This window comes from Pseudomonas sp. SWRI99 (assembly GCF_014270125.1).
Taxonomy (GTDB): Bacteria; Pseudomonadota; Gammaproteobacteria; order Pseudomonadales; family Pseudomonadaceae; genus Aquipseudomonas; species Aquipseudomonas hamedanensis.
On sequence record NZ_JABWQR010000028.1, the window covers coordinates 54025 to 72740 of the forward strand.

17 protein-coding genes are annotated in these 18716 nt (G+C 60.6%); 12 read left to right on the forward strand and 5 right to left on the reverse strand.

What is annotated here, in order from left to right:
* The first annotated feature begins 25 nt into the window (after positions 1-25).
* A complete protein-coding gene (znuA, locus tag HU743_RS21180) occupies positions 26-955 on the forward strand; it encodes a zinc ABC transporter substrate-binding protein ZnuA (RefSeq protein WP_186651022.1) in 930 nt (309 codons plus the stop codon).
* Between the two features lie 122 nt (positions 956-1077).
* Here the strand turns inward: znuA and HU743_RS21185 are convergent, their stop codons facing one another.
* Positions 1078-2031, reverse strand: coding sequence for a homoserine kinase (locus HU743_RS21185; RefSeq protein ID WP_186651024.1), 954 nt, complete (start codon positions 2029-2031; stop codon positions 1078-1080).
* Positions 2032-2085: 54 nt separating this feature from the next.
* Positions 2086-2376, reverse strand: coding sequence for a DUF2782 domain-containing protein (locus HU743_RS21190; protein ID WP_039757137.1), 291 nt, complete (start codon positions 2374-2376; stop codon positions 2086-2088).
* A gap of 74 nt (positions 2377-2450) precedes the next feature.
* Between HU743_RS21190 and polA the strand changes: the two genes are divergently transcribed.
* On the forward strand, positions 2451-5252 hold the full coding sequence (gene polA / locus HU743_RS21195; RefSeq protein ID WP_186651025.1) for a DNA polymerase I: 2802 nt from the start codon (positions 2451-2453) through the stop codon (positions 5250-5252).
* A 425-nt stretch (positions 5253-5677) separates the two neighbouring features.
* Here the strand turns inward: polA and yihA are convergent, their stop codons facing one another.
* Entirely contained in the window at positions 5678-6322 is a 645-nt protein-coding gene (yihA, locus tag HU743_RS21200; RefSeq protein WP_186651027.1) for a ribosome biogenesis GTP-binding protein YihA/YsxC, read from the reverse strand.
* Positions 6323-6513: 191 nt separating this feature from the next.
* Between yihA and HU743_RS21205 the strand changes: the two genes are divergently transcribed.
* The 7 genes from HU743_RS21205 to HU743_RS21235 all read left to right on the forward strand — a co-directional run bounded on the left by HU743_RS21205 (position 6514) and on the right by HU743_RS21235 (position 13819).
* Positions 6514-6819, forward strand: a complete 306-nt coding sequence (locus HU743_RS21205; RefSeq protein WP_186546279.1) for a c-type cytochrome — start codon at positions 6514-6516, stop codon at positions 6817-6819.
* 30 nt (positions 6820-6849) lie between these two features.
* A complete protein-coding gene (locus tag HU743_RS21210) occupies positions 6850-7461 on the forward strand; it encodes a c-type cytochrome (RefSeq protein ID WP_186651029.1) in 612 nt (203 codons plus the stop codon).
* A 198-nt stretch (positions 7462-7659) separates the two neighbouring features.
* Entirely contained in the window at positions 7660-8301 is a 642-nt protein-coding gene (locus tag HU743_RS21215) for a thiol:disulfide interchange protein DsbA/DsbL (RefSeq protein WP_186630828.1), read from the forward strand.
* Positions 8302-8315: 14 nt separating this feature from the next.
* Positions 8316-9194, forward strand: a complete 879-nt coding sequence (locus tag HU743_RS21220; RefSeq protein WP_186546276.1) for an endonuclease/exonuclease/phosphatase family protein — start codon at positions 8316-8318, stop codon at positions 9192-9194.
* Entirely contained in the window at positions 9191-11245 is a 2055-nt protein-coding gene (locus HU743_RS21225) for a diguanylate cyclase (protein ID WP_186651031.1), read from the forward strand. Before HU743_RS21220 ends, HU743_RS21225 begins: the two co-directional genes overlap by 4 nt.
* A gap of 101 nt (positions 11246-11346) precedes the next feature.
* Positions 11347-12129 (forward strand): N-acetylmuramoyl-L-alanine amidase, encoded by a 783-nt coding sequence (locus HU743_RS21230; protein WP_186651033.1) that lies wholly within the window; start codon positions 11347-11349, stop codon positions 12127-12129.
* Positions 12130-12202: 73 nt separating this feature from the next.
* A complete protein-coding gene (locus HU743_RS21235; protein WP_186651035.1) occupies positions 12203-13819 on the forward strand; it encodes an EAL domain-containing protein in 1617 nt (538 codons plus the stop codon).
* Here the strand turns inward: HU743_RS21235 and HU743_RS21240 are convergent.
* Together HU743_RS21240 and algB are read right to left on the reverse strand one after the other, a co-directional pair.
* Positions 13816-15603, reverse strand: coding sequence for an ATP-binding protein (locus tag HU743_RS21240; RefSeq protein WP_186546272.1), 1788 nt, complete (start codon positions 15601-15603; stop codon positions 13816-13818). The genes HU743_RS21235 and HU743_RS21240 overlap by 4 nt on opposite strands.
* A gap of 10 nt (positions 15604-15613) precedes the next feature.
* Positions 15614-16960 (reverse strand): sigma-54-dependent response regulator transcription factor AlgB, encoded by a 1347-nt coding sequence (gene algB / locus HU743_RS21245; protein ID WP_186546271.1) that lies wholly within the window; start codon positions 16958-16960, stop codon positions 15614-15616.
* A 427-nt stretch (positions 16961-17387) separates the two neighbouring features.
* Here algB and HU743_RS21250 point away from each other — a divergent pair, with 427 nt between their 5' ends.
* From HU743_RS21250 to HU743_RS21260, 3 genes are all read left to right on the forward strand, one after another.
* A complete protein-coding gene (locus HU743_RS21250) occupies positions 17388-17672 on the forward strand; it encodes a hypothetical protein (RefSeq protein ID WP_186651037.1) in 285 nt (94 codons plus the stop codon).
* A gap of 75 nt (positions 17673-17747) precedes the next feature.
* A complete protein-coding gene (locus tag HU743_RS21255; RefSeq protein WP_003177151.1) occupies positions 17748-17912 on the forward strand; it encodes a DUF1328 domain-containing protein in 165 nt (54 codons plus the stop codon).
* 2 nt (positions 17913-17914) lie between these two features.
* Positions 17915-18379: an inhibitor of vertebrate lysozyme family protein gene (locus HU743_RS21260; protein ID WP_186651039.1), complete on the forward strand. Its 465-nt coding sequence runs from the start codon at positions 17915-17917 to the stop codon at positions 18377-18379.
* Positions 18380-18716 lie beyond the last annotated feature (337 nt).

Sequence of the window (18716 nt, forward strand, 5' to 3'; positions counted from 1 at the left end):
GTTCTCGCCTCCTTGAGTGGTCATCGTGTCCCGACTTTTTTCTGTTTTTGTAGCTTTTGTTGCCAGTTTTCTGCTGATCGGCTCGGCTCAGGCCGAGGTCAAAGTCCTCACCAGCATCAAGCCGTTGCAGTTGATTGCCGCTGCCGTGCAGGACGGCGTGGCGATTCCCGAGGTGCTGCTGCCGCCAGGTGCCTCGCCGCACAATTACGCGCTGCGCCCATCCGACGTACGGAAAGTGCAGTCAGTCGATCTGCTGTACTGGATCGGTCCTGACATGGAAGGATTCCTGCCGCGCGTGCTCAGCGGTCGCACCTTGCCGAGCATCGCCGTGCAGGATCTGCCAGGGCTCAAACTGCGTCATTTCGGCGAGGACAACCACTCTCACGCCGAAGAGGCCGACGAGGCCGACGAACATGATCACGACCATCGCCCCGGCTCGCTGGACGCGCACTTGTGGCTGTCACCGATCAACGCTCGGGTGATTGCCGACAGGATGGCCGCCGACCTGAGCGCCGCCGACCCGGCCAACGCCGAGCACTATCAGCGCAATGCCAAGGCTTTCGATGAACGCCTGGATGCGCTGGATCAACGTTTGAAGAAGCGCCTGGCCAACGTTGAAGGCAAGCCGTACTTCGTTTTCCACGAAGCCTTCGACTACTTTGAAGACGCCTATGGGCTGAACCACGCCGGGGTATTCGCCGTGGCCGCCGAGGTGCAGCCAGGGGCGCAGCACGTCGCGGCGATGCGCAAGCGCTTGCAGGAAGTGGGCAAGACGTGTGTATTCAGCGAACCGCCGTTGCGTCCGCGTTTGGCGGAAACGCTGGTGGCCGGTTTGCCGGTGAAACTGGCCGAGCTGGATGCGTTGGGTGGCTATACACCGGCGACGGCTCAGGGTTATGAGCAGGTGCTGGAGAAACTCGGCAACGACCTGGCCGGGTGCCTGGAGTCGCTGTAATCCTGTAAACCCTGTGGCGAGGGAGCTTGCTCCCGCTTGAGTGCGCAGCACTCACAAAATCTGCCTAGCAGAATCTTGGGGCCGCTTCGCAGCCCGGCGCGAGCAAGCTCGCTCGCCACAATTCAAAGCGAGAAAGGTAGAGGGCTGCTGATCTTCTGCCGCTGCGCCAAGCGCTGTTCGAACTCCCTCGGATCGTGAATCAACACGTCCTGCCCGGCGAACTGCTCAGCCGCGATCAAGCGTGACAGCCAGAACCGCACACACGCGACGCGCAACATCGTTGGCCACAACTCAGCCTCCGCCGCCGTAAACGGCCGCAGCGCCGCGTAAGCTCCGAGGAACGCCCGCGCGCGCGGGCCATCGATCACGCCCTCCTCATCCGAACACCAGTCGTTCAAGGCGATCGCCACGTCATACAGCATCGGCCCCGAGCAAGCGTTGTAGAAGTCGATCAGCCCGGTCAGGTGCGTGCCTTCGAACATCGCGTTGTCACGGAACAGATCGGCGTGAATATTGGCCCGTGGCAGCGCGAGAATCCTGTCCTTTTGTGCGGTAATTTCATCCAAAGCCTTTTGCAGCAAGGCCTGCGGCTCATCGCTCAGGTGTGACAGGAACTCGCCACCCTCCTCCAGCATCCAGTCCAGGCCACGATCGGTCTTGCGCTTGATCATGCGCTCGCCCTGAGTCGCCAGGTGCAGGTGCGCCTGCAATTCGCCGACCTGCGCGCAATGCTGGGCGTTGGCGATCTTGATGTGTTTGCCGGACAGGCGCGGCTGCAGCAGCGCCGGTTTGCCTTTGAGTTCACGCAACGCCACGCCGTCAGTGGTGCGCAGCGCGTATGGCACCGGCAGATCGGCATGGTGCAGCACATCGAGCAGGTCGATGAAGAACGGCATCTCCTGCACCGGCCCGCGTTCGACCAGGGTCAGGACAAATTCGCCCTGCTCCAGGCTGATAAAGAAATTGGTGTTTTCGCTGCCGGCGGCGATCCCCTGGAAATCAAGCAGGCGGCCGAGCCCGTAAGGGGCGAGAAAGGTTTCCAGCTCGGGCCGAGCCAGGGGAGTGAACACAGACATGTCTTAACTGCCAGTACGGGCGCCGCAAGATGCGGCGCCGAGTGAATTAAAAACTTACTTCCATTCGAAAATCTTCCATGACGGGATCAGCATATCCGGCTGATCCGAGCGGATGAAGTTGGCATCCGTCCCATCGGCGCGCACCAGAAAGTACGGCGGCGCGCCCTTGGGCGTGACTTTGATCGCATACAGGAAACCGTTCTGGCGGTACTCCTGAATGGTCTTGTCGCCTTCCGTGCGGATGGTGACCTCGGGGTCGCCGCCCGGCGCATCATCCGCCGCCATCGCGGCCAGTGGTGAGACAGCGATCAACCCGACCAGCAGCAAGCGATTTAACGTACGCATGATAACCTTGTCCCTTTGTCGTCAACGGTCCCGCTATTCTAGCGCCGGACCCGCCGAAAAGGTTGATCCTGCTCATGAGCCAAGCCCCCCTCGTCCTGGTGGACGGTTCGTCTTACCTGTATCGCGCCTTTCACGCGCTGCCACCGCTGACCACGTCCAAAGGCCTGCCGACCGGCGCGGTCAAAGGCGTGTTGAACATGCTCAAGAGTCTGCGCAAGCAGTACCCGGACAGCCCGTTCGCCGTGGTGTTCGACGCCAAGGGCGGGACGTTTCGCGATGAGATGTACGCCGAATATAAAGCCAACCGCCCGAGCATGCCCGATGACATGCGTGTGCAGATCGAGCCGCTGCACCAGAGCGTGATCGCCCTCGGCTTCCCGCTGCTGTGCGTGGACGGCGTCGAGGCCGACGACGTGATCGGCACCCTCGCCCGCAGCAGTGCGGCGGCGGATCGCCCGGTGATCATCTCCACCGGCGACAAGGACATGGCGCAACTGGTCGACGGCCACATTACCTTGGTCAACACCATGTCCGGTAGCTCGATGGATGTGGAGGGCGTGAAGGAGAAATTCGGCGTCGCACCGGAGCAGATCATCGATTATCTGGCGCTGATGGGCGATTCCTCCGACAACATTCCGGGCGTGCCGGGCATTGGCCCGAAGACCGCATCCGGCCTGCTGGTTGGCGTCAATGGTGGTCTGACCGAGCTGTACGCCAACCTCGACATCGTGCCGACCCTGCCGATTCGCGGCGCTAAAACCCTGCCGGCCAAGCTCGAAGAGCACAAAGAGATGGCTTTCCTCTCCTATCAACTGGCAACCATCAAAATCGACGTGCCGCTGGACATCGGTCTCGATGATTTGCAGATGGGTCCGGAAGATCCGGCCAAACTCTACGAGCTGTACTCCCTGCTGGAATTCAAGAGCTGGTTGAATGACCTTGATCGTGACGCCAAGCGCCTGGAACTGAGCGCGGCTGTCGAGCCTGCGCCGGCCGCCGATCTGTTCAGCACGCCAGAAGCCGAAGCGCCTGCCTCCGCTCAAGCCGCGTACGAAACCATCCTCGATCAGGCACGCTTCGACGCCTGGCTGGAAAAACTGCGTAACGCCAGACTCTTCGCCTTCGACACCGAAACCACTGGCATCGACGCGCAGCAGGCGCAACTGGTCGGTCTGTCGTTCGCCGTGCAGGCCAACGAAGCCGCCTACATCCCGCTGACCCACTCCTACATTGGTGTGCCTGAGCAACTGGATCGCGACACCGTGCTGCGCGCGCTCAAACCGATTCTCGAAGACCCGAACAAACTCAAGGTCGGCCAGCACGCCAAGTTCGACATGAATATCCTGGCCAACTGCGCCATCGGCGGCGATCAGAACGACGGTATCACCGTGCGCGGCATCGCCTTCGATACGATGCTTGAATCCTATGTGCTCAACTCCACCGCGACCCGTCACGACATGGACAGCCTCGCGCAGAAATACCTCGACCACACCACGGTGAGTTTCCAGGACATCGCCGGCAAAGGCGCCAAGCAGCTCACGTTCGACCAGATCGCCCTGGAGCAGGCCGGGCCGTATGCCGCCGAAGACGCCGATATCACCCTGCGTCTGCACCAGACTCTGTTTGACAAGCTCAGCGCCATCCCGAGCCTGGCGAGCGTGCTGACCGACATCGAGATCCCACTGGTGCCGGTGCTGGCTCGTATTGAACGCCAGGGCGCGTTCGTCGATGCCGAACTGCTGGGCATCCAGAGCATCGAGCTGGGCAACAAGATGGTCGCGCTGGAGCGTGAAGCGTTCGAGATCGCCGGGGAAGAATTCAACCTCGGCTCGCCCAAGCAACTGGGGGTGATTCTCTACGAAAAACTCGGCCTGCCGGTGCTGAAGAAAACCGCCAAGGGCCAGCCATCCACCGCCGAAGAAGTGCTGGCGAAGCTTGCCGAGGACGATCACCGCTTGCCGAAGGTGCTGATGGAGCACCGCTCGATGAGCAAGCTGAAAAGCACCTACACCGACCGCCTGCCGGAGCAGATCAACCCGCGCACCGGGCGCATCCACACCTCGTATCATCAAGCCGTGGCCTCGACCGGTCGCCTGTCCTCCAGCGATCCGAACCTGCAGAACATCCCGGTGCGCACCGCTGAAGGCCGACGTATTCGTCAGGCTTTCGTCGCCCCCAAGGGCTACAAACTGCTGGCGGCGGACTATTCGCAGATCGAACTGCGGATCATGGCGCATCTGTCCCGCGATGAAGGGCTGATGAACGCGTTTCGCAACAACCTCGACGTGCACACCGCCACCGCAGCCGAAGTGTTCAAGGTCGAGCTCGACCAAGTGACCTCCGACCAGCGTCGCAGCGCCAAGGCGATCAACTTCGGGCTGATCTACGGCATGGGTGCGCAGAAGCTTGGCAAGGACATCGGCGTCGATACCAAGACCGCCAAGGCCTACATCGACACTTACTTCGCCCGTTATCCGGGGGTTCGCGAGTACATGGACCGCACCCGCGCGCAAGCGGCGGATCAGGGTTACGTCGAGACGTTCTTCGGTCGCCGCCTGTACTTGCCGGAGATCAATTCGAACAAGCCACAGGAACGCGCCGCTGCTGAACGCACAGCGATCAATGCCCCGATGCAGGGCACGGCGGCCGACATCATCAAGAAAGCCATGGTGGCTGTGGATAACTGGCTGGCGACCTCCGGGCTGGATGCCCGGGTGATCCTGCAGGTCCACGATGAATTGGTACTGGAGGTTCGCGAAGATCTGGTCGCGCAGGTCGGTGCCGAAATCCGTGTGCACATGAGCGAGGCGGCGAAGCTGGATGTGCCGTTGCTGGTCGAAGTGGGCGTGGGCAACAACTGGGATGAGGCTCACTAAGCCCTTTGAGGCCCGTGTTGCCGCGAGATCGCGTCGCGGCAGCACAGGCAAAATCAGCTTAGTCCGAAACGCGCTTGAACTTATTCCAAAGCTTTTCGAAAAAAATCTGAACTAATCTGCCAACCGAACACTCAGAGGTACTGAATGGCTGGTGAAGCCCTTCGATGCTCCTATGTTGTGTTAAGTGTTGGCAGATATCTGAACCCCGCCCTAGCGGTTCGGAACTTAAACCCCGGAACTTCTCCCTCCCCAATGAAGTCCGGGGCTTTTTTTGCCCAAAATTTGTCTGTAGCGCGCTCATGCTGCGTTGAAAGCACAGCTCAAATGCTCATTTAGGTCCCCTAAAGTCGAGCGCGACCCCGGCCGCTTTTCACTGTACTTTCGCCTTGCCTGAGCACACTACAAACAAATTTCCATATCCCGATTTACTCGGCTGCCGCCTCGACGCCTTTGTCTGCCAGTTCCATCCAGTTGGCCAATACGGTGTAGGCCTCTTCCAGGCCCATGCGTTTTGGCGCGGAGAACAGCTGAATGGTGATCGAGTCGCCCCAGCCTTTGCGGATTTCCGACTGTACTTTCAGCAGCGTATTTTTTGCGGCGCCGTAGGTCAGCTTGTCAGCCTTGGTCAGCAGAATGTGCATCGGCATGCCGGCAGCCACGGCCCAGTCGAGCATCAGCAGGTCGAAGTCGGTCATTGGATGGCGGATGTCCATCATCAGAATCAGACCCTTCAAACTCTCGCGGCCACCCAGATAAGCCTCAAGGTGACGCTGCCAGTGCTGCTTGAGCGGGATCGGTACTTTTGCGTAACCGTAGCCCGGCAGGTCGACCAGACGCCGATCATCGTCTAGCTTGAAGAAGTTCAACAGCTGTGTGCGACCCGGGGTTTTCGAGGTACGCGCCAGGCTGGCATGCGTCAGGGTGTTCAATGCGCTCGACTTGCCGGCGTTGGAACGACCGGCGAAAGCCACTTCGAAGCCTTCGTCGTCAGGGCATTGATCGACTTTGGCGGCACTGAGCATGAACGTGGACTGTTGGCACAGGCCGAGGATGGGATTCTTGAGTTGCATGGGATTTCCGATGTGGGCGGCGCCGGGATTGGGCGCGGAACGCGGTGTCGCTTCCGTTTCAGTGACGCCAGTATATAATGCCGCAGATTTTGTGTGTGCTTTGTCCCAGCGAAGGATGAAGTTCACGAGAGCGACAGACTTTGATTGCGCATTAGAACGCAGAACGCTCTCAACCCTGAAAAGGTCGTTTTATGACGAAATGGCTGCTGGCTGCCGGAGTCTTGATGCCGCTTTACAGCGCACAGGCTACACAGGATCCGGAAGCTGTGTACAACCGTGTTTGTGGTGCCTGTCATTCCGGCCAACTACCCATGGCGCCCGAAAGAGGCGATCAGGAAGCTTGGACGCCGAGGTTGGCGAAAGGTATGGGGACGCTGGTGCAACACGTGACCCAGGGTTTCAAGGCGATGCCGCCGCGTGGTTTGTGCATGGACTGCAGTGCCGAGGATTACCAGGCCATCATCCTGTGGATGAGCGAGAGTAAACCCGGTCCATAACTTAACCCTTAGCCGTAGTTGGATTAGCTGATGAACAAATTGATCGTGAGTCTGCTGTTGACCGTGGGAATTTCAGGCTTCGCCCATGCTGCCGGCGATGCCGCAGCAGGCCAGGCGAAAGCCGCCGTTTGCGGGGCCTGCCATGGCCCGGACGGCAACAGCATGGCACCAAACTTTCCGAAACTGGCGGGCCAGGGTGAGCGCTATCTGAACAAGCAACTGCACGACATCAAGTCGGGCAAGCGCGTCGTTCTGGAAATGACCGGCCTGCTGACCAACCTGAACGATCAGGATCTGGCCGACATGTCCGCCTGGTTCGCCAGCCAGAAAGGCAGCGTTGGCGCCGCCGATCCGAAGATCGTCGCACGCGGTGAAGCGCTGTTCCGTGGCGGCAACCTGGAAAAAGGCCTGCCAGCCTGCACTGGTTGCCACTCGCCGAATGGCGCGGGCAACGCGGCCGCAGGGTTCCCGCACCTGGGTGGCCAACACGCTCAATACATCGCCAAACAACTGTCCGACTTCCGCAAGGAAGAGGCCGGACGCAGCAACGATGGCGACGCGATGACCATGCGCACCATCGCACGCAAGCTGAGCGATGAAGACATCGCTGCCGTTTCCAGCTATATCCAGGGCCTGCACTAAGGCCTTGATTCCAGCGTTGAACGCGGCGCGCAACGCCTGCCACGTTAACGCTCGATTAATCCTTCGCAGCAAGTATAAAAAGGGTGGCTTTGGCCGCCCTTTTTTGTGGCCGCTGCCGTTACACTACAGCACTCATGCCCGCCAGGATCTGTCCCGAACAACCCGCGCGAGGCGACCCAAATTGTCCAGGAGTAAAGCATGCGTAATCTGATCATCAGCGCCGCCCTCGTCGCTGCCAGCCTGTTCGGCGTGACCGCCCAGGCCGCTGAAGCCCCTGCCGCCCCTTATGTTGAACTGGCTAACCCGGTCCCGGTTGCGGTGCCTGGCAAAATCGAAGTGGTCGAGCTGTTCTGGTACGGCTGCCCGCATTGCTACGCCTTTGAACCAGTGATCAATCCATGGGTTGAAAAGCTGCCGTCCGATGTCAACTTCGTGCGCATTCCCGCCATGTTCGGCGGCCCGTGGGACGCTCACGGCCAGATGTTCCTGACTCTGGAAGCCATGGGTGTCGAGCACAAGGTTCACAACGCCGTGTTCAACGCCATTCAGAAGGAACACAAAAAGCTCACCGACAAAAACGACATGGCTGACTTCCTCGCCACTCAGGGCGTGGACAAGGACAAATTCCTCGCCACCTTCGACTCGTTCGCCATCAAGGGCCAGATCGTCAAGGCTCGCGAGCTGGCCAAGAAGTATGAAATCACTGGCGTGCCAACCATGATCGTCAACGGTAAGTACCGCTTCGACATCGGCTCCGCCGGCGGCGCCGAACAGGCGCTGAAACTGGCCGACCAACTGGTCGCCAAAGAGCGTGCCGCCACCAAGGCCGCTGCCAACTAAGCGCGGCAACCGCCATGCGCCGCTGGAAGTCCGAACGCATCGTTGGCCTGCATGATCCGCAGGTCAACGAGCATCACCTGGCATCGACGGGCTTGCCCGCGGATCAGCGTCTGCGCCTGCTCAGCTTCAACATCCAGGTCGGCATCAGCACCGAGCGCTATCGGCATTACCTGACCCGCAGTTGGCAGCATCTGCTGCCGCACACCGGGCGCTCGGGCAATCTGCAGAAGATCGGCGACCTGCTCGGCGACTTCGATCTCGTCGCCCTGCAGGAAGCCGATGGTGGCAGCCTGCGTTCAGGCTACGTCAATCAGGTCGAACACCTGGCCCACCTCGGCGCCTTCCCCTACTGGTATCAACAACTCAATCGCAACCTCGGCCGGCTGGCCCAGCACAGCAATGGCGTGCTCAGCCGTCTGAAGCCGTGGGCGATCGAAGATCACCCGCTGCCCGGCCCGAAAGGTCGCGGCGCGATCCTGCTGCGTTTCGGCGAAGGCCCGGAAGCGTTGGTGGTGGTGATGATGCACCTGGCCCTCGGAGCGCGGACGCGCAGCCTGCAACTGGCCTACATCCGCGATTTGATCGGTGGCTATAAACACCAGGTACTGATGGGCGACATGAACACCCATGCCAGCGATCTGCTGGAACAGTCGCCGTTACGCGATCTCGGCCTGCTGGCCCCGCAGGTGGAAGCGACCTTCCCCAGCTGGCGCCCACAACGTTGCCTTGATCATATTTTGCTCAGCCCGACCCTGACCCTGGAAAAGGTCGAGGTGCTGGCCCACCCCATTTCCGATCACCTGCCGGTCGCGGTGGAAATTCGTCTGCCGGGTTCGCTCATGGCCGATGCATTGCCCGCGTTGAGCCCTGCCCCTCGCGGAACCTGTGAATGAGCGACGAAGCCCAGCGCTGGAAAGAGAAGTACCTCAAAAGCATCGAACAGCAGGACAAGCTCGAACGACGCTGGGCCGCCCGGCTCGATTTGCTGCGACGCGGACTGGTGCGCAGTACGCTGGCGGCCGAGGGCACCGACAAAGTCGTCGATCAATGCATGAAGGAGATGCGCGAGGTAGTACGCACCGACGACATGGACGCCGGCCTCGCCGCCCTGCTGCCACGCCTGGAAAAAGCCGTGCTCGACTCCGAGCAGCGCCGTGAAACCCGGATCGATCAGGTCAGCACCGCGCTGACGGCACTGGTCACGCAGTTGCAGTCCTTGCCGCTGCCACGCGAAGTCGCCCAGCCATTGAAGAAGTTCGCCAAGCAACTGGACAGCCGCGTCGGTTCGGCACGGGAAATGCCACTGCTGCTCAGCGAATTGAGCGGGCTGCAAGGCAAGGCGTTGAGTCACTTGGAGACGCCAACCGAACCGGGGCGTCCGGGGTTGCTACAACGACTGTTCGGCAGTCGCGACAGCGAGGAAATGCCCGCACCGACCCCAGTCGCCGTCACATCGACGCAGGAAGCACCTGCGGCACCAGCGCCGGTCACGGTCGAGCCACAAGCGCAATCCACGCCAGTGGCCCCGGCTACTGGGACCGAATCACGGGGCGTAGAACCCGCGCCTGTAGATGCGGCGACTGCGCCCGTACCGGAGACTCACGCGGAACCGGACGTGGTGGCCTTCGTCCCGCCAACGGTGGCCACCGACGTGGCCCCTGTGGCGATTACCGACGAAGCCGCCCTGCTGGCACTCGACGCCGCCGCCGAGCCGGCTCAAACGCACGCCACGCCGACCCCTTTCAACCCCGACGAACTGATCCGTCCGGGCGATCCAGCGCCGCCGATCCTCGATAGCCTGCCGCTGCCCGAACCCATCGCCCAAGCCCTGGCCGCGATTGACCCGGAGCAATCGGAACACGACATTCTGTTCGCCCTCCCGGATTCCCCGGAGCCTTCCTACAGCTCGGTAGCAAGGCACATCGAAGAAACGTTGATCGGCCTGCTGGATGACCTCACGCTGCCCGAGCGCCATCGTCCGCAAGCCGAGGCCATGCGAGACCGCCTCCAACACGGGTTGAACTGGTACGAACTGATCCCCATCCTCGACGATCTTGCGACGTTGATGCTGGCGATCACCGACAGCGGCCAGCACGAATTCGAAGCCTATCTGCAACAACTCAACGAGCGCCTCGAGGCGTTCCAGAGCAACCTGCAGGCGGCCAGTGACGGCCATGCCGACAACCGTTCGGCAGCGCGGGCCATGGACACGCAGATTCGTGAACAAGTCGACGGTCTTCAAACCAGCGTGCAAGAAGCGGCGGACCTGGACGACCTCAAGCAAGTGCTGGAGAACCACCTCGAAGGCCTGCTCGGCACCATGGACCAGCACCAGAAGCAACGCGACGCCCGCGAGCAGGAAGTGGCGGCCCGACTCAAGGGCCTGTCCGAACGCGTGGCTCACATGGAGCAGGAAGCCCAGGGCTTTCGCGAGCATCTGGAGGAACAACGCCAGAAGGCCCTGATCGACCCGCTCACCGGTTTACCCAACCGCGCCGCCTGGAGCGAACGCCTCGAGCACGAGATCCAGCAGTGGCAACAACACGGCAACACCTTGAGCCTGGCAATGCTGGACCTCGATCATTTCAAACGGATCAACGACAGCTATGGCCATCTGGCGGGTGACAAGGTTCTAAAGATCATCGCCACGGTGCTGCGCAAACGCCTGCGCGGTTCAGACTTCATTGCCCGTTTCGGCGGCGAAGAATTTGTCTTGCTGCTGCCCGCAACGCCCCCGGCGGCGGGCGCCAAACTGCTCGAAACGTTGCGCGCGGCGATTGAAGCCTGCCCGTTTCACTTCAAAGGCGAACGGGTGACGATCACGATTTCCATGGGGCTGGCATCGTTCAGGGTCGGAGAACATAGCGATATGGTGCTGAAAAGAGCCGATCAGGCGCTGTATCGTGCAAAAAACGCCGGTCGCAACCGCGTGGAACTGAGCTGAAGCAATTGTTCCATTTTGTTTAAATCCGCTGGCTGACCGACTTCGGGCAAATCCGTACGTTACACTGTTGCATTATCGTCTTCTGCGTATCGCTCTCTGCCATGAAATTCTTAGTCCTTGTTGCCTCATTGCTCGTGCTGGCCGGTTGTGCCAGCGGTCCGCGCTTCGATACCAGCCATCCTTCGGCCAATTACGACAGCCGCATCCAGTTCGTGGTCGTGCATTACACCTCAACATCGCTGGAGCGCTCGCTGCAGTTGCTGACTCATGGCGACGTCAGCAGTCATTACCTGATCGGCGACGACAAGGGCGGCACCATTTACAAGCTGATGGATGAAAACCAGCGCGCCTGGCACGCCGGCGAAAGCCAATGGCAGGGCCGCACCTGGCTGAACTCCAGCTCGATCGGCATCGAAATCGTCAATCCCGGCTTCAAGGACACCCCGACCGGGCGCCTCTGGTACCCGTACAGCGAAGCGCAGATTCAATCGTTGATCGTTCTGCTCAAGGACATCAGCCAGCGCAACGGCATCAGTCCTCGCCATATCATCGGCCATAGCGATATCGCGCCACTGCGCAAACTCGATCCGGGGCCGTTGTTCCCGTGGAAGCGTCTCGCGGCCGAAGGCCTTGGCCTGTGGCCCGACGAGCAAGCCGTGGCGCGCCAGCAGGCACTGTTCAACAGCCGCGAGCTACCGGGCATCAGTTGGTTTCAGGCCCAACTGGCGCATCTGGGCTACGACACACCGCAGACCGGCGAACTGGATGTCGCCACGCGTCATGTCCTCGCCGCGTTTCAAATGCACTACCGCCCTTCGCGCTTCGACGGCACGCCGGATGCGCAAACGGCCGCGCTATTACTGGTACTCAACCAGACAAAATAATGACGCCCGCCCGACGGTCAGGGCGAAATTGCAATCAGCAGCTATAACTCATTGGTAAATCTTCGGATATTCCATGATGGTTGCTACCCGAGAGACACTGCGTAGCGGACTCTATCGCCCCGGCGTTCTGGCGATGATCGCGGCTGTCCTCAGTGCGGGCCTGCTCATGGCTGGCGGCACGTTCGTCGCCATGCGCCAGCTCGAATACAACGAAAGTCAGGAAATGAACGCCCAGGGCGAGCGTTTTCTCGCGCGCCTTGAACAGTTGTTCGGTCAATTGCGTGAAAGTCTCGACGATCTCGAAGCCCAGCCTCTGCGCAGTTGTGACGACGAAATGATCGCCACCCTGCAACAAGTCACCTTCAATTACCGCTTCGTCTATGAGGCGGCTTTCATGGACGCTACGCGGGTCTGTTCCAATCGCCCGCGCCAGGACGGCTTGTCGATGGTCCGCGCACCGGACATCGAGGGCCCGACCTATAGCTACTGGCTGAACACCACCACCGAACCCGATGAAAATCGTGCCGCCTTGATGCTGGGGCGTGGCAATTTCCGTGTCGCCACCTCGCGCGGCCATTTGACTGACATGGTCGATTTGTCACCCGGTAGCAGCTTGCTCGTGGTGCTTGATCACGGCACCCGGGCAATCCCGGTGCTCGGCACGGCGCTGACGTGGCCCCCCACCGCACCCTGGCCACCGCAAACCGGCGATGCGCTGCAAGTCACCCAGACCCACCTGATCTACCGCATGCCCACCGATAACCCCGAATATCAACTGATGCTGATCACACCGCGTAACGGTATGCACATTCCGCCCGGCTGGTGGTGGCTGGTGCCGGCCTGTGTGCTCGCCGGGGCGATTGTCGGGTTTCTGGTGTTGTTACTGGTGCGCCAACGTCAGTCGCTGGACGCCGAACTGCACGGCGCCATTCGCCGGGGCGAGTTGCAGGTGCTGTATCAACCGATCTTCGACCTCGACAGCCGCAACTGCGTCGGCGCCGAGGCCCTGCTGCGCTGGCGGCGCCCGGACGGCAGCCTGACCAGTCCCGACCTGTTCATACCGATGGCGGAGAACACGGGGCAGATTCGCCAGATGACCGACTTCGTCCTGCAGCGCTTGCTGGAGCAACTGGGCCAACTGCTGCGAGCCAATCCTCAGCTGTACATCTCGGTAAACCTCGCCGCATGCGATGTGATGGTGCCGCGCATCGGCCAGGTGATGGCGCGGCTGCTGACGCTGCACCGCGTCGCCGCGCGGCAGATCGCCTTCGAAGTTACCGAGCGCGGCCTGATCGATGTCGTGGTGGCGCGGGAAAACCTGCAGGCCCTGCGCGATGTCGGTCATCAAGTACTTATCGACGATTTCGGCACCGGCTATTGCAGCCTCGCCTACTTGCAGACACTGCCGGTGGATTGCCTGAAGATCGATAAATCATTCATCGATGCGCTCGGCCATGACGCGGCCAGCAGCGGCGTCGCTCCGCACATCATTCACATGGCGCAGGCGCTGGACCTGAAGGTGATCGCCGAAGGCATCGAGCTGGAATCACAAGCCCGACTGCTCAGCAGCGAGGGGGTGAAATTCGGTCAGGGCTGGCTGTTCGCCCATGCGCTGAGCGCGGTGCAGTTCATCGAACTGATCACCCGGGGGCGCCGGCTCGTCGGGCGCAGGATGGATGACGAAGCCTAAACCGCGAGCGCCATGTAGAACTGCGTGCCCTGCCCCGGCCGCGAATAAACGCCCATCCGCCCACCGTGCAGTTGGACGATTTCCTTGCACAGAGCCAGGCCGAGACCCGCGCCGCCCTTCTTGCGCCCGACCTGCACGAACGGCTCGAAGATCCGCCCCTGCTGGCCATAGGGAATCCCCTCGCCGTTGTCTTCGACACTGATGATCACTCGCTCGCCATGGCGCCGCGCCTGCAAGCGGATCTGCCCGTCGCGCGTGGTATGGCGCAAGGCATTGTCGATCAGATTGTCGAGTACCCGGTCGAGCTGCGCCTGGTCGGCCTGCAAACGCGGCAACGGCCCTTGCACCTCCACGGTTAACGCAATGCCTTGGGCTGCGGCAACATCGGCAAAGCGTGATTGCGCCTGCTCCAGCAAATCGTCGATGGAACACGGCGCCAGCGTCAGCTTCTGCAGGCCGTTCTGATACCGCGAGAAGTTGAGCAAGTCATTGATCAACTGCATCAGGCGCTGCATTTCTTCGTTCACGGTATCAAGCAGGTCGGCTTCGCGAGACTCGGGGGCAAACTGCGTCCGCTCGCGGAACAGACCAAACGCCATGTGCATGCCAGTGACCGGTGTGCGCAGTTCATGGGAAGCACGCAAGACGAACTCACTGCGCACGCGCTCAAAGGCGCGTTGCTCGGTAACGTCGTGCAAGACCATCACCGCGCCGAGGATATGTCCTTGCGTGTGGCTGACCGGCGTCAGGCTGTAGGTCAGCAAGCGCGACTCGCCATCGATCTCGATGTTCAAGTCTTCCGGCGCGCGCTCCAGCGTACCGCCGCGCAACACCAGTTGTAGCTGCGCGTCGAGTTCCGGGCGCCCGAGAGCGGTCCCCAGCCCCTGCCCCAGACGATCGTCTTCCCAGCCCAACTGGCGCTGCGCCACCGGGTTGAGGTGCTCCAGATGGCCCTGTCGATCGATCATCAATAAGCCGTCGTCGATACTGTCGAGCACCGCCTGCAAACGTTGCTGGCCGGCGAGCAGCTCATCCACGTTGGTTGCCTGGTGCTGGCGCAACGCCTCGGCCATCAGGCCGAAACGCCGAGATAACAGGTTCACTTCCATGGCCGATGAAATCGGCAAGGTCACATCGTAATTGCCCTGGCCGATACTGTCGGCGGCCTTGGCCAGCGCCTCGATGGGCGCACCGAAGCGTCGGGCGATGCCCTGGGCCGTCACGAAACCAATGATCAACACTGCCAGGCCCACCAGCCCGAGCAGTCCGGCGATGAGCAAGGCGCGCTCACGCGCGGCGTGTTGCACCGCGTTGATGTTGTCCAGGGCCTGCTTGTGCTCGGCGATCAAGCCACTGCGCAGAATATTGAAGCGCTCACGGAAGTCGGCACTGGCGCTGGCGTCTCTGGCCGCCTCTGCCGAGACATCGAAGGACGCGAGAAACTTGAGGTAATCGGCCTTGGCCTGCTTGAAGCCGTAGGCCAGCTCATCGCTGCCCTGTTGGGCGATACCCTGATCGAGCAATTCGAAATAATGCTGCTTGGACGCTTCAAACGCGACCGGATCGGGCTTCTGCGCGAGCATGATGATCAATTGATCGCCCAGCGTCTGCCGCAGCTTGAGGCCCAGGTCCAGGGTGATGAAATTGCTGCGCACCAACGCTTCCTGCGAACCGGCCATCTGCAACACGCTGACCAGCCCGAGCAGAAGCCCGAGCAAAGCCACCGTGATTAATGCAGAAATGCTCAGGAACAGGCGCGTGCGCAGCTTCATCGCCAGTTTCATCGCGCGGCGCTCACAGGTTGTACTGCTTGCGCTTGCGATACAGGGTCGAAGCGTCGATACCCAGGGTCTTCGCCGCCTGATCGAGGGTGCCGGCAGTGGCGAGCACGGCGCCGATATGCGCCTTCTCCAATTCATCGAGGCTCAGCGCTGCGCCGACACGAGGCGCATTGTTGGCCGGTTGCTCGGCCATGCCGAGGTGACTGATCTCCACGCGTTCCTGTGGGCAGATGATGCTCGCCCGCTCGACCACGTTGCGCAATTCACGAATATTGCCCGGCCAGCGATAGCCGAGCAGCGCTTCGCGGGCTTCATCGCTGAACCCCCGCGCTGGACGCGCGTACTCTTTGACGAAACGCGCAAGAAAGCGGTCGGCCAGGGTCAGGATGTCCTCGGCGCGCTCGCGCAACGGCGGCAAGTGCAGCGTAATAACGTTCAGGCGATACAACAGGTCTTCCCGGAAACGCCCATCGCGGACCATGTCTTCAAGGTTGAGGTTGGTCGCGGCGAGAATTCGAACATCCGCCCGGCGCGTGACCGGATCGCCGACCCGCTCATATTCCTTGTCTTGAATGAAGCGCAACAACTTGGGTTGCAACGTCAAAGGAAAATCGCCGATCTCGTCGAGAAACAACGTGCCGCCGTCGGCCTGATTGACTCGCCCCAACGTGCTTTCGCTGGCGCCGGTAAAAGCGCCGCGGCTGTGGCCGAACAACTCGCTTTCCATCAATTCGGCGGTCAGCGACGGGCAGTTGATGGTCACACAGGACTTCTTCTCGCGCTTGCTCCAGCCGTGAATGGCCCGGGCCAGCTCACCTTTACCGGTACCGGACTCGCCAAGAATCAGAATGTTGGCGTCAGTGCTCGCCACTTGCCGCGCCGTCTCCAGTACGACTTTCATCGCCGGGCTGTGGGAATCGAGACCGTCCTTGGGCTTGCGCATCTCGCCTTCGAGGGCTTCGAGGCGCGCCGAGAGCTGGCGCACTTCCAGTTGCTTGGCAGTCGCCAGACGCAATTGATCGGGGCTGCACGGTTTGACCAGATAATCGGCGGCGCCCGCCTGAATGGCATCCACAGCGGTGTCGACCGCCGAGTGTGCGGTGACGATCACCACGCGCATCCACGGCGCCTGGATACGCATTTGCGCGAGGACGTCGAGACCGTTGTCCTCGCCCAGGCGCAAATCGAGAAAGCACAGATCAAAGACCTGGCGTTGCAGCAATGCTTCGGCCTGTGCCGCGCTATTGGCGGTGGCCACTGTATAGCCTTCATCTTCAAGGCAATAACGGAACGTACGCAGGATGGCGGATTCGTCGTCCACCAGCAGAATGCGGCCTTGATGCTCAGTGGCAGATTCCATTTTTCCTACGCTCCATAGTGATTAGTCTTGGGTTAGTCCCGGAAAAATCGGGCAAGTTGCATGGTTGATTCTGAACGAAGCCAGTCATGGGAGGGTAGCCCTCTCCTGCCTTTACAGCCAATCCTTTGATTTTGTTGATTTTTTAAACAAACCGAGATTTCACGACGCGCCTTACGTCCTGTTCTGACATCTGCATCCTGCCATCAATTCCATAACTATGAATTCTCCTACGAAATAATCGTGCATTGCGCACGACCGCAGATGAGCCATCGTGCAGGATGCGTCGTAGCCTTTTTCCATATCAATCATAAGCTGTTGATTTTATTGCGTTTTTTTTCAATGAAAAAACTGGCATGCAGACTGCAATACCTCCGGTAGCCCGGGCAGACATGAACTGCCCCAACCGAATAAGAGTGAGGAACCCAGGATGACTCGCCAACGTGCCGCCCAACTGCGTATTTCGCCACTGCACATTCAGCAAGCTCTGTTTGGCGCACTTGCCCTGTTGATCACCCTGATTGCCTGTCAGCAGTACCTGCGCTGGGAAAGCAGCCAGCAGCGTGAGCCGCTGATCTCGGTCCAGCACACGACGCAAACGCACTTCAGTGCCGTCAGCAACAGCCAGGCCGAGAGCGCCTCGATGCGCATGATGGATGTCGACCAGGCGCAGCCACTGGACGAGCTACCACGGCAGGAACGCTGGGTGTTCTGAACGAGTGAATGAATGAATTCGGCGCCAGACGCCGGAAACGCAAGATCCCTAAATAGAGAAGTAAGGAGAATCACCATGTTGAGTTGGGCAATCACATTTCTGATCATTGCCATCATCGCTGCAGTTCTGGGCTTCGGTGGTATCGCGGGCACCGCCACGGGTATCGCCAAGATTCTCTTTGTCGTGTTCCTGGTGATGTTCATCGCTTCCTTCTTCTTTGGCCGTCGCGGCCGAGGTTAACGATGAGTGCGTTAAAGACATTGGCAGCCGCCCTGCTCCTGGGCGGCAGTGCCATGGCGATGGCGGCCAACGACGGCCAGACCCGGGTCAACGAATTGCTCGCTTCAGACGAGCAGTACCGCGAAACTTGGGAAGGCGTGATCAAAAAGGAAGAGCGTGTACCGGAGTGGGTGATCAACCTGTCGGGTACCTCCGAGCAACAGATGCATGCCGTCACTGAAGATGGCGACAAATATCTGGTCGGCCCGCTCTGCGAAAATCAGGACAAGTGCCTGAACCATCGCTTGATCGTCGCCTTCAGCTTCGACAAGGACGAGGCTTACGCCATGCTGGTCGATGTGCCCGAAGGCCTGCCGCAGGACAAGTCGCCGACGCGACACGCCACCTACCGCTTCTTCGGCAAACCCGACCAGGGCATGCAGGATCTGTTGATGGAAACCCTCAAGAAAGATCCGAAGTGGTATTGAATTGATTCGCACATGAAGGCAGCAGCCCTGCTGCTTTCCACTGCCCGACCCACCCAGGGTCGAGGCATGACCAGGGGGCCGGGACGCTCTGACTGTTACAAGGTCGGAGTGACCTACGGGTACAGGGAGTGCCTGCGCGAGGGCCGGGTCAGGGTCAGTAAAAGCTGCAACGCAGGTTCGCCAGCCCACCGCGGCTCGACGGACTTGCGCTGAGCTTCCCATCCAGCAAAACGTTGATCCAGAGCGCCCAGCTCAGCGTTGGAAGCGACGACACTGCGCAGGAAAACATTTCGCGGTATTTCCTGGCGACCGTATATCGACAAAGAGACCGTCCAAA

Coding starts and splice junctions, on each gene's coding strand:
- HU743_RS21190 (WP_039757137.1), bottom strand. CDS start 2,376: ATGCGTACGTTAAATCGCTTGCTGCTGGTCGGGTTGATCGCTGTCTCA.
- polA (WP_186651025.1), top strand. CDS start 2,451: ATGAGCCAAGCCCCCCTCGTCCTGGTGGACGGTTCGTCTTACCTGTAT.
- algB (WP_186546271.1), bottom strand. CDS start 16,960: ATGGAATCTGCCACTGAGCATCAAGGCCGCATTCTGCTGGTGGACGAC.
- HU743_RS21185 (WP_186651024.1), bottom strand. CDS start 2,031: ATGTCTGTGTTCACTCCCCTGGCTCGGCCCGAGCTGGAAACCTTTCTC.
- HU743_RS21260 (WP_186651039.1), top strand. CDS start 17,915: ATGAGTGCGTTAAAGACATTGGCAGCCGCCCTGCTCCTGGGCGGCAGT.
- HU743_RS21220 (WP_186546276.1), top strand. CDS start 8,316: ATGCGCCGCTGGAAGTCCGAACGCATCGTTGGCCTGCATGATCCGCAG.
- HU743_RS21210 (WP_186651029.1), top strand. CDS start 6,850: ATGAACAAATTGATCGTGAGTCTGCTGTTGACCGTGGGAATTTCAGGC.
- HU743_RS21225 (WP_186651031.1), top strand. CDS start 9,191: ATGAGCGACGAAGCCCAGCGCTGGAAAGAGAAGTACCTCAAAAGCATC.
- HU743_RS21255 (WP_003177151.1), top strand. CDS start 17,748: ATGTTGAGTTGGGCAATCACATTTCTGATCATTGCCATCATCGCTGCA.
- HU743_RS21240 (WP_186546272.1), bottom strand. CDS start 15,603: ATGAAACTGGCGATGAAGCTGCGCACGCGCCTGTTCCTGAGCATTTCT.
- HU743_RS21230 (WP_186651033.1), top strand. CDS start 11,347: ATGAAATTCTTAGTCCTTGTTGCCTCATTGCTCGTGCTGGCCGGTTGT.
- HU743_RS21215 (WP_186630828.1), top strand. CDS start 7,660: ATGCGTAATCTGATCATCAGCGCCGCCCTCGTCGCTGCCAGCCTGTTC.
- HU743_RS21250 (WP_186651037.1), top strand. CDS start 17,388: ATGACTCGCCAACGTGCCGCCCAACTGCGTATTTCGCCACTGCACATT.
- HU743_RS21235 (WP_186651035.1), top strand. CDS start 12,203: ATGATGGTTGCTACCCGAGAGACACTGCGTAGCGGACTCTATCGCCCC.
- yihA (WP_186651027.1), bottom strand. CDS start 6,322: ATGCAACTCAAGAATCCCATCCTCGGCCTGTGCCAACAGTCCACGTTC.
- HU743_RS21205 (WP_186546279.1), top strand. CDS start 6,514: ATGACGAAATGGCTGCTGGCTGCCGGAGTCTTGATGCCGCTTTACAGC.